This is a genomic window from Kitasatospora sp. NPDC001261 (assembly GCF_042896795.1).
In the GTDB taxonomy this organism is placed as follows: domain Bacteria; phylum Actinomycetota; class Actinomycetes; order Streptomycetales; family Streptomycetaceae; genus Kitasatospora.
Genome location: NZ_JBIAXP010000028.1, coordinates 88,541 through 102,098, shown reverse-complemented (window position 1 = coordinate 102,098; position 13,558 = coordinate 88,541). Strand labels below are relative to the sequence as shown.

9 protein-coding genes are annotated in these 13,558 nt (G+C 74.2%); 6 read left to right on the top strand and 3 right to left on the bottom strand.

The genetic code is table 11. From position 1 onward, the window contains the following. The first annotated feature begins 147 nt into the window (after positions 1-147). On the top strand, positions 148-1,650 hold the full coding sequence (gene hflX / locus ACFY4B_RS32115; RefSeq protein WP_049658942.1) for a GTPase HflX: 1,503 nt from the start codon (positions 148-150) through the stop codon (positions 1,648-1,650). A 68-nt stretch (positions 1,651-1,718) separates the two neighbouring features. Here hflX and ACFY4B_RS32110 read toward each other — a convergent pair whose 3' ends face one another. Continuing rightward, on the bottom strand, positions 1,719-2,837 hold the full coding sequence (locus ACFY4B_RS32110) for a serine protease (RefSeq protein WP_049658941.1): 1,119 nt from the start codon (positions 2,835-2,837) through the stop codon (positions 1,719-1,721). Between the two features lie 55 nt (positions 2,838-2,892). Further along, positions 2,893-4,086, bottom strand: a complete 1,194-nt coding sequence (locus ACFY4B_RS32105) for a serine protease (RefSeq protein ID WP_049658939.1) — start codon at positions 4,084-4,086, stop codon at positions 2,893-2,895. A 412-nt stretch (positions 4,087-4,498) separates the two neighbouring features. Here ACFY4B_RS32105 and ACFY4B_RS32100 point away from each other — a divergent pair, with 412 nt between their 5' ends. From ACFY4B_RS32100 to ACFY4B_RS32080, 5 genes are read left to right on the top strand one after another with little or no spacing between them, the layout of a single operon-like run. Further along, positions 4,499-6,313 (top strand): IucA/IucC family protein, encoded by a 1,815-nt coding sequence (locus ACFY4B_RS32100; RefSeq protein WP_387973900.1) that lies wholly within the window; start codon positions 4,499-4,501, stop codon positions 6,311-6,313. Then, positions 6,205-6,918 carry a GNAT family N-acetyltransferase gene (locus ACFY4B_RS32095; RefSeq protein WP_387973945.1) on the top strand — a complete coding sequence of 238 codons (714 nt, stop codon included), beginning with the start codon at positions 6,205-6,207 and terminating at the stop codon, positions 6,916-6,918. The genes ACFY4B_RS32100 and ACFY4B_RS32095 overlap by 109 nt, the downstream gene beginning before the upstream one ends. Positions 6,919-6,927: 9 nt before the next feature. After that, positions 6,928-8,376, top strand: coding sequence for a lysine N(6)-hydroxylase/L-ornithine N(5)-oxygenase family protein (locus tag ACFY4B_RS32090; RefSeq protein WP_387973897.1), 1,449 nt, complete (start codon positions 6,928-6,930; stop codon positions 8,374-8,376). Continuing rightward, complete coding sequence (locus tag ACFY4B_RS32085; protein WP_387973894.1) at positions 8,354-10,177, top strand: IucA/IucC family protein; 1,824 nt, start codon at positions 8,354-8,356, stop codon at positions 10,175-10,177. The genes ACFY4B_RS32090 and ACFY4B_RS32085 overlap by 23 nt, the downstream gene beginning before the upstream one ends. Positions 10,178-10,189: 12 nt before the next feature. Beyond that, positions 10,190-12,319: an ATP-dependent DNA helicase gene (locus ACFY4B_RS32080; protein ID WP_079272798.1), complete on the top strand. Its 2,130-nt coding sequence runs from the start codon at positions 10,190-10,192 to the stop codon at positions 12,317-12,319. A 176-nt stretch (positions 12,320-12,495) separates the two neighbouring features. On the opposite strand, the gene lexA is transcribed toward ACFY4B_RS32080, so the two are convergent. Further along, positions 12,496-13,377 (bottom strand): transcriptional repressor LexA, encoded by an 882-nt coding sequence (gene lexA / locus ACFY4B_RS32075; protein ID WP_310593172.1) that lies wholly within the window; start codon positions 13,375-13,377, stop codon positions 12,496-12,498. Between the last annotated feature and the right edge of the window lie 181 nt (positions 13,378-13,558).

Here is a 13,558-nt window from a genome sequence, read left to right as displayed (position 1 = left end):
CGGGCACAGGAGCCCGGGGGCACCCGGGGACCTGAGGGGTAGCTCACCCCGCCCGGACGGTAGCCGGGGCGGCAGCTGGGCAGACTCCGTACGGGACCGCCACCGCGGTCCCCGAAGGCCACCCGTACCAGCCAGCCAAAGGACAGAATGACCTCCACGTTCGACACCCGCGACCACGCCGACGCTCCGCGCCGCCTCGACGGTCTGCGGGCGGAAGCCCTCATGGACGAGGACCTCGCGGCCATCGACGAGGACCGCGGCCACCACTACGACGGCGACCAGTACGACCGCAGCGAGCGAGCCGCCCTGCGCCGTGTCGCCGGCCTCTCCACCGAACTCGAAGACGTCACCGAGGTCGAGTACCGCCAGCTCCGCCTGGAGCGCGTGGTGCTCGTCGGCGTCTGGACGGACGGCACGCTGGAGGAGGCGGAGAACTCGATGGCCGAGCTCGCCGCGCTCGCCGAGACGGCCGGCTCCCAGGTGCTGGACGGCGTCATCCAGCGCCGTGACAAGCCCGACGCGGCCACCTACATCGGCTCCGGCAAGGCGAAGGAGCTGCGCGACATCGTCGCCGCCACCGGCGCCGACACCGTGGTCTGCGACGGTGAGCTCACCCCGGGCCAGCTGATCCACCTGGAGGACGTGGTCAAGGTCAAGGTCGTCGACCGGACGGCCCTGATCCTGGACATCTTCGCCCAGCACGCCAAGTCCCGGGAGGGCAAGGCGCAGGTCTCGCTCGCGCAGATGCAGTACATGCTGCCGCGGCTGCGCGGCTGGGGTCAGTCGCTGTCCCGGCAGATGGGTGGCGGTGGCTCCGGCTCCTCGGGCGGCGGCATGGCCACCCGCGGTCCCGGTGAGACCAAGATCGAGACCGACCGGCGCCGGATCCGCGAGAAGATGGCGAAGCTCCGCAAGGAGATCGCCGACATGAAGAAGGGCCGCGACACCAAGCGCCAGGAGCGCAGGCGCCACCAGGTGCCGTCCGTGGCCATCGCCGGGTACACCAACGCCGGCAAGTCCTCCCTGCTCAACCGGCTCACCGGCGCCGGCGTCCTGGTGGAGAACTCGCTGTTCGCCACCCTGGACCCGACGGTGCGCCGGGCCGAGACCCCGACCGGGCGGCTCTACACCCTGGCCGACACCGTCGGCTTCGTCCGGCACCTGCCGCACCACCTGGTCGAGGCCTTCCGCTCGACCATGGAGGAGGTCGCCGACGCGGACCTCATCCTGCACGTGGTGGACGGCTCGCACCCCGAGCCGGAGACGCAGCTGGCCGCCGTCCGCGAGGTCATCGTCTCGGTCGACGCGCAGAACGTGCCGGAGGTCGTGGTGATCAACAAGGCGGACGCCGCCGATCCGCACGTGCTCCAGCGCCTGCTGCGCCGCGAGCCGCACGCCATCGTGGTGTCGGCCCGCAGCGGCGCCGGCATCGAGGAGCTGCTGCGGCTGATCGACGACGAGCTGCCGCGTCCGGCGGTCGAGGTGCGGGCCCTGGTGCCCTACACCCAGGGCGCGCTGGTCTCCCGGGTGCACGCCGAGGGCGAGCTGCTCTCCACCGAGCACACCGGCGAGGGCACCCTGCTGCACGCCAAGGTGCCGGCCGAGCTGGCCGCCGAGCTGGAGTACTTCGCGGTGGCCCTGCAGGGCTGAGCCCGAAGCGCACGGAGGGGCCTCGGGACGGATCGCCGTCCCGGGGCCCCTCCGTGTCTCCGGCGGTGCTACCGGACGTTCTTGGCGAAGTAGTCGAAGGCCTGCTTCGCCTGGTCCTGGAGGGAGGGGCCGGCCTGGTAGCCGGCCGGGTTGCGGTTGCCGACCGCGCCGACGCTGACCAGGTTGGGCTTGCCGTCCCGGATGACGAACCAGCCGCCGCCGGCGGCGCCCGCCGTCATGGTGCAGCCGATCACGTACATCGGCGGGCGGTCCCGGTCGAAGGAGAGCAGCCCGGGGGCGAGCGGGGAGTCGCAGTGCTCGAGCTCCAGGCCGTCGAACGGCCGCTCGGCCGGGTAGCCGTAGGCGGCGGTCCCGGTGATCTGGTCGCGCGGGGCGTTGAACCAGATCGGCACCGAGCCGCCGACCGTCTCCTCCAGGGACCTCCCGGAGCCGTCCTCGCCGCGCACCCGCAGGACGCCGTAGTCGTACTGGTGGTGGGCGCCGACGCCGCTCTCCTGGAGCCAGGTCGGCGAGACCAGCGCGCGCACCGCCGTCCACCGGCCGTACGGGGCGACCAGCCGGTCGGCGTTCGCCTTGCCGTGGACCGCCTGGCCGTCCCGGTTGAAGCCGGGCACGAAGACCGGGTTCTTCAGCCAGCCGCCGCCCTTGCCGTCGTGCAGGCAGTGCGCGGCGGTGTAGACGAGGTTGCTGCGGCCCGGGTTGACCGGGTCGGAGACCACGGTGGCGGAGCAGGACACGTCGCCCTGCGACGTGGTCGCGAAGAGCCGGCCGACCACCGAACCGACCGGTCCGTACGGGTGCGGCTGCGGCTTGGCCGGGACGGCGGCGGGCGGGGCGTCCCGCTCGACGCCGGCCGCCGCGGGGGCGGTCAGCGAGTACTCCGGGGTGGGCCGGGGCCTGGCGGCGTCCATCCGGGCCGCCGTCCAGGCGCCGGGCGCCGCGTCGTTGGCGAAGGCGCTCTCGGCGACGTAGCGGGCCCAGTCGTCCACCTTCCAGCCGCTCAGGTCGCCCGGGCTGGTGGGCGACGACCTGGGCAGGGCGAGGGGCGCGGTGGCGGGCCGGGCGGGGCCGTCCGGGCCGCACCCGGCCGCGCCCAGCGCGAGCGCGGCGAGCAGCGCGGCGCCGCCCGTCGCGGCCCGGCGCCGCCGGCTGGTGGTTCTCGGCATGCTGGCTCGTCCCCCCGTGCTGTGCTGGTGGTTCCCTACCCCCCGTCGGCGGCGGCTACTTCTTGGAGATCCAGTCCAGCGCCTGCCGGGCGACCGCCTCCAGGTACGGCCCGCTCAGCGAGGTGTGCTCCTGGGTGCCGATCGAGGTGTTGCTGACCAGCGCGGTCCGGCCGTCCGGCATGGTGGCGAACCAGCCGCCGCCGCTGGCGCCCTGGGTCATGGTGCAGCCGATGGTCAGCATGGTCGGGCGCTTGGCGTCGAAGGAGAGCCGGGTGGGCTTGCCGCCGTCGCACTTGTACAGCTCCTGGCCGTCGAACGGCTTGGCGAGCGGGTAGCCGACGGCCGAGACCTTGAGCTGGTCGCGCGGCGCGTCGAACCAGACCGGGACGGCCGAACCGACCGTCTCCTCCAGGGACTTGCCGGTGTCGTTCTGGTTGTGCACGCGCATCACCGCGAAGTCGTACTGGTTGGCGGCGTCGCCGGTGCCGCCGCCCTCGACCATCCACTGCGGCGAGGTGGTGACCTGGTCGGCCCACCAGGTGCCGAGCGGGGCCAGCTCGGACAGCGGGGCCCGCTTGCCGCCGCTGGAGGCACCGGAGTTGTTGTAGGCGGGCACGAAGACCAGGTCCTTGTAGAAGTTCCCGCCCTTGCCCTCGTGCACGCAGTGCCCGGCCGTCCAGACCAGGTTGCTCTTGCCCGGGTGCTGGGGGTCGGCGATCACCGTCGCCGAGCAGTTGCCGCGGCCGCCCTGGGCGGAGAAGAACACCTTGCCGGAGGGCTGCTTCAGGTACGGGCGGGGCACCGTCACGGCCTTGACCGCCGCGGGATCGGGGTCGGTCACGCCGTCGTCGGTGGCCGGCTTGGGCGTGGCGGGGGCGGGCTTGGCGGTGGGCGGGGCCGGGTCGGCGGGCTTGGAGTCACCCATCTTGTCCGGGTCCCAGAAGTCCTTCACCACCGGGTTGTTGAAGACGTGCTTGGACGCCCACTTGTCCCAGTCCTCGTACTTCCACTTCTTCAGGTCGTCCCAGCTCCTGGGCAGTCCCTCCAGCAGGCTGGTCGGCAGCCCGGACGGGAGCGGGATCCCGCCGATCACGCCGCCCGAACCCGCGGCCTGGGTCGACTCGGTGGAGGGCGGCGGTGCGGGGCTCGTCCCGCCGCCCGCCGGGCCGTCCGGCCCGCAGGCGGTCACGGCGAGCAGGGTGCCCGCGGCCAGGGCGGCGGCCAGGGCTGACCGGTGGATCGTGGGCATCTGTGCGCTTCCCCCTGTGCTCGGTCGGTCGGTGCCGGTCGGTGCCGGGCCGCCCGGTGGTGTCACGGCCGGCGGTTGCGCACCGCGGTGGTGCGTGTCCGGCCGGTTCGCGGTGCGGCGGTTCGCCGCCATGGAGTCTTCCATCGCGGACGAGGACGGCGCTGCCCGCCCCCCGGGTTGCGGTGCGGGCCGGAGGTCACCGATCCGTGATCCGGGCCCGCCCGGTCCGCCGACGCAGCAGGGCATCGGGCCCCGTTGGTGGACAATCCCCGATCTTCACCCTGACGAGTGAGCCGTCCTTGTGATCACCCGTCAGGGATAGGTAACCCTTACCTGACGCGACGGTGCGAGCGCCCGCCGACCCCTCCACCACAGTGCGCGTCCGCACCCCCACGCGCCCCAAGGAGCAGCCTTGAGCACCGCCGCCCTCACCGTCGCCCCGCCCGTACCGTCGCCCACCGTGGAGCGGGCCCACGGGCACGACCTCCTGCTGCACCCCGACCCGGCCGTCGCCGCCGAACAGGCCGGACTGGAGGCCCTGCTGCGCTGCTGGACCCGGGAGACCGGAGCCCGGCCCGGCCCGGACGGCTGGCTGCGGATCGCCGTCCTCGGCGGGGCCGCCCGGCTCACCGCCCCGGTCCGCTACTGGTCGCCCGGCGGCTGGCACCGCTTCGGACCCGCCACCCTCGCGGTCGGGGAGACCGGCCCGGCCGGGGACGTCCGCGAGGCCCCCGTCGACGCCGTCACCGCCGCCGCGCTGCTCGCCGCCGCGGCCGCCGAACGGCCCGACCCCGGCCAGGTCGCCGACCTGGCCGCCAGGGTCGGCGACTCGGTCGTGCGCACCGCCGAGATCCTCGCCCACCGCCGCACCGCCGCCGTGCCCGGCGGGCCGGAGCGCTCGCACTTCCTCGCCGCCGAGCAGTCCCTGCTGCTCGGCCACCCGCTGCACCCCACGCCGAAGAGCCGCGACGGCCTCGGCCCGGCCCAGAGCGCCGCCTACTCGCCCGAACTGCACGGCTCCTTCCAACTGCACTGGTACGCCGTCGACCGCGAACTGCTCGCGGCCGGCTCCGCCGTCGCCGAGAGCGCCGAACGGCTCACCGCCGGACTGCTCGACGGCGCCGTGCCGCTGCCGCCCGGCACCGCCGCCGTCCCGCTGCACCCCTGGCAGGCCCGCGAACTCGCCCACCGCCCGGCCGTCGCCGCCCTGCTCGCCGACGGGCTGCTGCACGACCTCGGCCCGGCCGGCGACCCCTGGTACCCCACCTCCTCGGTGCGCACCGTCTACCGGCCCGGCACCCCGTGGATGCTCAAGCTCTCGCTCGGCCTGCGGATCACCAACTCCCGCCGGGAGAACCTGCGCAAGGAACTGCACCGCGGCCTGGAGATGCACCGGCTGCTGGAGAGCGGGCTGGCCGCCGAGTGGCGGGCCGCCCACCCCGGCTTCGACATCGTCCGCGACCCGGCCTGGATCGGCGTCGACCACCCAGCCCTCGGCGACCCGGGCGGCCTGGACACCGTGCTGCGCGCCCAGCCCTTCGCGCCCACCGACCGGGCGCTGTGCGTCGCCGGCCTGGTCGCCGAACAGCCGCTCGGCACCGGCGACACCGTGCCCTCCCGGCTCGGCGACACCCTGCGGGCCCTGGCCGTCCGCTGCGCCCGCCCGCTGCCGACGGTGGCCGCCGAATGGTTCCTGCGCTACCTGGACGCGGTCGTGCTGCCCATCCTCTGGCTGGACGGCCGGGGCGGCATCGCCCTGGAGGCGCACCAGCAGAACAGCCTCGTCCTGCTGGACGCCGAGGGCTGGCCCTGCGGCGGCCGCTACCGCGACAACCAGGGCTACTACTACCGGGAGAGCGCCGCCGCGCGGCTCGCCGCCCGGCTGCCCGGACTCGGCGCGGACAGCGACACCTTCCTGCCGGACGACGTGATCGACCATCACTTCGCCTACTACCTCGGCATCAACCACGTGCTCGGCCTGATCGGCGCCCTCGGCTCCCAGCGGCTCGCCGACGAGACGGTGCTGCTGGCCGCGCTGCGCCGGTTCCTGGCCGGCCCCCGGGCCGCCGCCACCGGCTCGGCGCTGCCCGCGCTGCTGCTGGACGCGCCCGCGCTGCCCTGCAAGGCCAACCTGCTCACCCGGGTCAACGGCATGGACGAACTGGTCGGCCCGGTCGCCAGCCAGTCCGTGTACGTGGACATCCCCAACCCGGTGGCGGGTGCCTGATGACGGACGACGGGTGCCGGGTGCCGGACGGCCTGTCCGGGTGGGGCGCCGTCCCCACCCCGGCCGGCGAGTTCCGGCTCGGCCCGGTCCGGCTGCCCGCCGACCTGGCGCTGCTCGCCCGGTGGATGAACGACCCCGAGGTCGACGCCTTCTGGGAGCTCGCCGGGCCGCCGGAGGTCACCGAACGGCACGTCCGGGCCCAACTGGACGGCGACGGCCGCAGCCTCCCGTGCCTCGGCCTGCTCGACGGCGAGCCGATGAGCTACTGGGAGGTCTACCGCGCCGACCTCGACCCGCTCGCCGCGCACTACCCGGCCCGGCCGTACGACACCGGCGTGCACCTGCTGCTCGGCCCCGCCGCCAGCCGCGGCCGCGGCCTGGGCGCCGTCCTGCTGGCCGCCCTCGCAGAATTGATTCTCCGCCGGAATCCGCGCTGCGAACGGGTGGTGGCCGAGCCGGACGTCCGCAACCGGCGGTCCGTCCGGGCCTTCGAACGGGCCGGATTCCGGGCCGCCGCCGAACTCGACCTGCCCGACAAGCGCGCCGCCCTGATGGTCCGCGACCGGGCCGACGGGCCCGCCGCGCAGGCCCAACTCCCCGCCTAGGACGACCCTGTGGACACCTCGACACCCCCTCCGTACGACCTGCTCGGCGTCGGCATCGGCCCGTTCAACCTCTCGCTCGCCGCACTCGCCGAACCCGTCCCCGGCCTGCGCACGCTCTTCTGCGACCAGCGCCCGGAGTTCCGCTGGCACCCCGGGATGCTGGTCGACGGGGCCCGGATGCAGGTGCCGTTCCTCGCCGACCTGGTCTCCCTCGTCGACCCGACCAGCCCGTGGTCCTTCCTCAACTACCTGCGCGACCAGGACCGGCTGTTCCCGTTCTACTTCGCCGAGCGCTTCCAGCTGCCGCGCCGCGAGTACGACCACTACTGCCGCTGGGCCGCCGAGCGGCTGGCCAACTGCCGCTTCGGCACCGAGGTCACCGCCCTGCACTGGGAGGCGCCCTGGTACCGCGCCGAACTGACCGACACCGCGACCGGCCGGCGCTCCGAGGTCAGGGCCCGCAACCTCGCCCTCGGCGTCGGCACCCGGCCGGTGCTGCCCGAGGCCTTCGCCGCGCTGGCCGGCCACCCGCGGGCCTTCCACTCCGCCGAGTACCTGGACCGCCGCGCCGACCTGGCCGGCGCCCGCGACATCACCGTCGTCGGCAGCGGGCAGTCCGGCGCCGAGGTCTTCCTCGACCTGCTCCGGCGCCACGAGGGCGACGACGTCCGGCTGCGCTGGCTCACCCGGACCAGGGCGCTCGCCCCCATGGAGTACTCCAAGCTCGGCCTGGAGCACTTCACCCCCGACTACACCCGCTACTTCCACGGCCTGCCCGCGGCCGTCCGGGACGCGCTGGTCACCGCCCAGTGGCAGCTGCACAAGGCCGCCAGCGCCGAGACCCTCGCCGAGATCCACGACCACCTCTACGAGCGCACCATCGGCCGGCCGATCGACGCCGCCCCGGTCGAGATCACCCCCGGCACCGCCGTCTCCGCCGCCCGCCCCGGCCCCTGCGGCGGCCTCGAACTGCACTGCCGGCACACCGACTCCGGCGCCGAACACCTGCTGCGCACCGACGCCGTGGTGCTCGCCACCGGCTACCGGGCGGCCCGCCCGGCCGCGCTCGAACCGCTCGCCGAACTGATCGACTGGGACGAGGCCGGGCGCTACCGGGTCGACCCGGACCACCGGGTCGCCACCCGGCCCGGACTCACCGGCGGGCTGTACGTCCAGAACGCCGAACTGCACACCCACGGCGTCGGCACCCCCGACCTCGGACTCGGCGCCCACCGGGCCGCCGTGATCCTCAACGCCGTCACCGGGCGCACCGTCCACCGGCTGCCCGGCCGCACCGCCTGGACCGGCTTCGCGCCGCCCGGCCCCGCCGGGCCCGCCGACCAGCCCACCTCCGCCGGTCCCGTGGAACAGCCCACCCCCGCCGGTCCCGTAGAACAGCCCACCCCCGCCGTCCCCCGCCCCCAGGAGTTGACCCGTGCCGCAACCGTCGGCCGCTGAACCGCCGCTCCACCTGCCCCCGCACCTCACCGCCGGGCACTGGCAGCGGGCCGGCCGCGCCCTGCTGGCCAAGATGCTGGGCGAGTTCGCCTACGAGGAACTGCTCCGACCCGTCCCCGGCGACGAGCCCGGCGAGTACCGACTGGAGCTGCCCGAGGCCGAGTACCGCTTCACCGCCCGGCGCGGCTCCTACGACAGCTGGCAGGTCGCCCCGGAGTCCGTCCGCTGCTCCCGCCCGGACGGCCTGGACCCGCTGCGCTTCCTCCCGTACGCCCGGCAGACCCTCGGCCTGCGCGGCGAGACCACCGGCCACCTGATCCGCGAGCTCTCCGCCACCCTCACCGCCGACGCCCGCCAGCTCGCCACCGCGCTGACCGCCGCCGAACTCGCCGACCTCGACCACGCCGCGCTGGAGGGCCGGCAGACCGGCCACCCCTGGATCGTCCCCAACAAGGGCCGGATCGGCTTCTCCGCCGCCGACGCCGCCCGCTGGGCCCCGGAGGCCCGCAGCCCGCGCCCGCTGCCGTGGATCGCCGTGCACCGCCGGCTCGCCGAGTACCGCGGCGTGCCCGGCCTGGAGCGGCCCGAGCAGCTGTACGCCCGCGAGCTCGACGACGTGGACGCGCTGCGCGCCGCGCTCGGCCCGGACGCCGAGGACTACCTGCTGCTGCCCGTCCACCCCTGGCAGTGGGACGAGACGGTCCTGCCGCTGTTCGCGCCCTGGATCGCCTCCGGCGAGATCGTCCCGCTGCCCTCGGACGGCGACCCACGGCTGCCCCAGCAGTCCATCCGCTCCTTCTTCAACACCGCCCACCCCGAGCGCTGCACCGTCAAGCTGCCGCTGTCCATCCTCAACACCCTGGTCTGGCGCGGCCTGCCGGTCGAGCGCACGCTGGCCGCGCCCGCCGTCACCGCCTGGCTGCTCGGACTGCGCGACGCCGACCCGTACCTGCGCGACGAGTGCCGGGTGATCCTGCTCGGCGAGATCGCCTCCGTCACCGTCGACCACCCGCTCTACCGCGAGCTGCCCGAGGCGCCGTACCAGTACAAGGAACTGCTCGGCGCGATCTGGCGCCAGCCGCTCGGCCCCTTCCTGGACGGCGGCGAGCGCGCCCGCACCCTGGCCTCGCTGCTGCAGACCGGCTCCGACGGGCGGGCGCTCGCCGCCGAGCTGATCGACCGCTCCGGCCTGCTCCCCGGCGACTGGACCGCCCGGCTGTTCGCCGCGATGATGCCGCCGCTGCTGCACTTCCTCTACCGCTACGGGCTGGTCTTCTCCCCGCACGGCGAGAACGCCATCGTGGTCTTCGACCCCACCGACGCGCCGGTCCGGCTCGCGGTCAAGGACTTCGTGGACGACGTCAACCTCAGCGCCCAGGACCTGCCCGAACTGCGCGGCCTGCCCGACGAGGTGGCCGAGGTGCTGCTGCGGGAGAGCCCGCAGGGGCTCTGCCAGTTCATCCACTCCGGGCTGTTCATCGGCGTCTTCCGCTTCCTCGCCCCGCTGCTGGAGGCGCAGACCGGACTGCCCGAGACCGAGTTCTGGGCCCTGCTGCGCGCCGAGGTGCTGCGCTACCAGGACCGCTTCCCCGAGCTGCGCGAGCGCTTCGAGCTGTTCGACCTGTTCCGCCCCCGGATCGACCGGCTCTGCCTCAACCGCAACCGGCTGCTGATGGACGGCTACCAGGACCGCCCGCACCGCCCGCACGCCGCCCGGTACGGGACGGTGCCGAACGCGCTGGTCGCCGTGGACGTGCGGATGCCCGGGCAACGGGACCGGATTGTCACCCCCGCCCCGTAGGCTGGGAGGGTCATGACGAACGACTCCGAATCCCACGACTCCGAATCCCAGCGGGCGGCAGTCCTCGGCGACGAGGCCGAGGAAGCCGTCGCCGTCCCGCGCTCGCGGATCCCCGAACTGCTGCACGCCGCGGTGGCGGCCGTCGGCGGTGTGGAGCGCCCCGGCCAGGTCCGGATGGCCGAGGCCGTGGCCGACGCCGTCGACCACGCCGAGCACCTGCTCGTCCAGGCCGGCACCGGCACCGGGAAGTCCCTGGCCTACCTGGTGCCCGCGCTCGCCCACGGCGACCGGGTGGTGGTCGCCACCGCCACCCTGGCGCTGCAACGCCAGCTGGTGGAGCGGGACTTGCCGCGCACCGTCGAGGCGATGCACCCGGTGCTGCGCCGCCGCCCGCTGTTCGCGATGCTCAAGGGCCGCTCCAACTACCTCTGCCTGCACCGGGCCAACGAAGGCACCCCGAGCGACGAGGGCGAGGGCCTGTTCGATCCGGTGGACGCGCTCGGCGGGCCCACCGGGAAGCTCGGGAAGGACGTGCTGCGGCTGCGCGACTGGGCCGACGAGACCGACACCGGGGACCGCGACGACCTCAGCCCCGGCGTCTCCGACAAGGCCTGGGCCCAGCTCTCGGTCACCTCCAAGGAGTGCCTGGGCGCCACCCGCTGCCCGTACGGGCAGGAGTGCTTCGCGGAGAAGGCGCGGGAGCGGGCCAAGCTGGCGGACGTCGTGGTCACCAACCACGCGATGCTCGCGATCGACGCGATCGAGGGCGCGCCGGTGCTGCCCGAGCACGGGCTGCTGATCGTGGACGAGGCGCACGAGCTGGTCAACCGGGTCACCGGCGCGGCCACCGCCGAGCTGACCGTCGGCGCCGTCAACCGGGCGGTGAAGCGGGCCGCGCGGCTGGCCAACGAGAAGGCGGTGGACGCGCTCCAGGCCGCCGCCGAGAACTACCACGGCCTGATGGAGACCGCCCAGCCCGGCCGGGTCGAGGAGCTGCCCGAGTACCTCGCGTACGCGGTCACCGCGATCCGGGACGCCTCCCGCCAGGTGATCACCTCGCTCGGCGAGACCAGGGACAAGGGGCTCAGCGACGAGGACGCCGTCCGCAAGCAGGCGATGGCCTCGGCCGAGGCGCTGCACGAGACGGCCGAGCGGCTGCTGGAGGACTCCGAGTACGACGTGGTCTGGATCGAGCGCAGCGACCGCTACGGGCTGGGCACCGCCTCGCTGCGGGTCGCCCCGCTGAGCGTCTCCGGGCTGCTGCGCGAGGGGCTGTACAAGGAGCGCTCGGTCGTCCTCACCTCGGCCACGCTCAAGCTCGGCGGGGACTTCAACGGCGTCGCCGCCTCGGTCGGCCTGCCCTCCGAGACGCGGCTGCCGGACGTCCGCACCGCCGGGGACAACCCGGACGCCGAGGCGGGCTTCGGCGAGGACGCGGTGCCGCACTGGCGCGGGATCGACGTCGGCTCGCCGTTCAAGTACCCCAAGCAGGGCATCCTGTACGTCGCCAAGCACCTGGCCGACCCCGGGCGCGATCCCGAACGGCCCGACATGCTGGACGAGTTGGCCGAGCTGATCGGCGCGGCCGGCGGTCGGACGCTGGGCCTGTTCTCCTCGATGCGCGGCGCCCAGACGGCCGCCGAGGCGATGCGCGAGCGGCTGGACCACCGCGTCCTGCTCCAGGGTGAGGACACCCTCGGCGAGCTGATCCGGGAGTTCGCCTCGGACGCGACGACCTGCCTGTTCGGCACGCTCTCGCTCTGGCAGGGCGTGGACGTGCCCGGCTCGGCCTGCCAGCTGGTCGTGATGGACCGGATCCCGTTCCCCCGGCCGGACGACCCGCTGATGAGCGCCCGCCAGAAGGACGTCGAACAGCGCGGCGGGAACGGCTTCATGGCCGTCGCGGCGACGCACGCGGCGCTGCTGATGGCGCAGGGCGCGGGCCGGCTGGTGCGCGCGGCCGACGACCGGGGCGTGGTCGCGGTGCTGGACCCGCGGGTGGAGACCAAGCGGTACGGGAGCTTCTTCCGCTCCTCGATGCCGGAGTTCTGGTACACCACGGACCGCAACCAGGTGCGCCGCTCGCTGGCGTCGATCGACGCCTCGGCGGCGCCGGTGCGGCCGGTGGTGAAGCGGGGCTGAGGGCCCCGGCCGCCCGGCCCGTGGAACGCCGGAGGGGCTCCCCGCACTGTGCGGAGGAGCCCCTTCCCGGTGTGTGTGGTGGTGCGGTGCGTGCTGGTGCGTGTTGCTGTGCGCGCCGAGGCGGCGCGGGTGCGCTCAGAGGCGCACGGGGCCGCCCAGGGGCGGCACAGGGCCGTTCAGAGGCGGCGCAGGACCGCGACGACCTTGCCCAGGATGGTCGCGTTGTCGCCGTTGATCGGCTCGTACGCCGGGTTGTGCGGCATCAGCCAGATCCGGCCGTCCTCGCGCTTGAGCCGCTTCACGGTGGCCTCGCCGTCGATCATCGCGGCCACGATGTCGCCGTTCTCGGCGACCGGCTGGCGGCGCACGGTGACCCAGTCGCCGTCACAGATGGCCGCCTCGATCATCGAGTCGCCGCGCACGGTGAGCGCGAACAGCTCGCCCTCGCCGACCAGCTGGCGGGGCAGCGGGAAGACGTCCTCGACCGTCTGCTCGGCCAGGATCGGCCCGCCGGCGGCGATCCGGCCGACCAGCGGGACGTAGGAGGTGGAGGGGCGGCCGGCCGTCTCGGCGGTGTTCGGACGGGCCACCTCGACGCCGCGGACCTCGTAGGCGCGCGGGCGGTGGGGATCCCGGCGCAGGAAGCCCTTGCGCTCCAGGGCCATCAGCTGGTGGGCGACCGAGGAGGTGCTGGACAGGCCCACGGCCTGGCCGATCTCGCGCATGGACGGCGGGTAGCCGCGGCGCTGGACGGAATCCCGGATGACCTCGATCACCCGGCGCTGGCGCTCGGTGAGACCGGCCTCGTCGGTGCGGATGCCGGGGGGGCGACCTGGCATCGCCCGGGCGGGGGAGGTGTGGGAGTCGTCCATGGCGGTGGAGTGTTCGATCGGCTGGTCGGGAACGCGGGTCGCCCCGGAAAGGGCCGCGCCGGAGAGGCGGTGGTCTTCGCTACGGTCCATGCTGCTGTCCACACCCTGCTGATTCGTGGTGCGCTGCCCCACCTTGAACTGGGAGTGTTCCTGCACCGGGATGGTGTTGCTTTCGATCGTGTTCACGGCGGCCCCTCTCGACGGCTGTCCTCTCCCCTTTTCCAGCCCAACGCGCCTCCTATCGAAAGGTTGCGCCAAACACACGTTCGAGTGAATTATTCGGGAGTTGACTGACTCGATCAAGGCTTTGTTGTACATCGAGTAAATGTTCGAGCGAAACTCGCCCCCGGCAGTCTAATCGGGCCCC

Excerpts from the sequence above, each read along its gene's own strand:
- ACFY4B_RS32105 (WP_049658939.1), bottom strand. The coding sequence starts at position 4,086 with ATGCCCACGATCCACCGGTCAGCCCTGGCCGCCGCCCTGGCCGCGGGC.
- ACFY4B_RS32080 (WP_079272798.1), top strand. The coding sequence starts at position 10,190 with ATGACGAACGACTCCGAATCCCACGACTCCGAATCCCAGCGGGCGGCA.
- ACFY4B_RS32110 (WP_049658941.1), bottom strand. The coding sequence starts at position 2,837 with ATGCCGAGAACCACCAGCCGGCGGCGCCGGGCCGCGACGGGCGGCGCC.
- hflX (WP_049658942.1), top strand. The coding sequence starts at position 148 with ATGACCTCCACGTTCGACACCCGCGACCACGCCGACGCTCCGCGCCGC.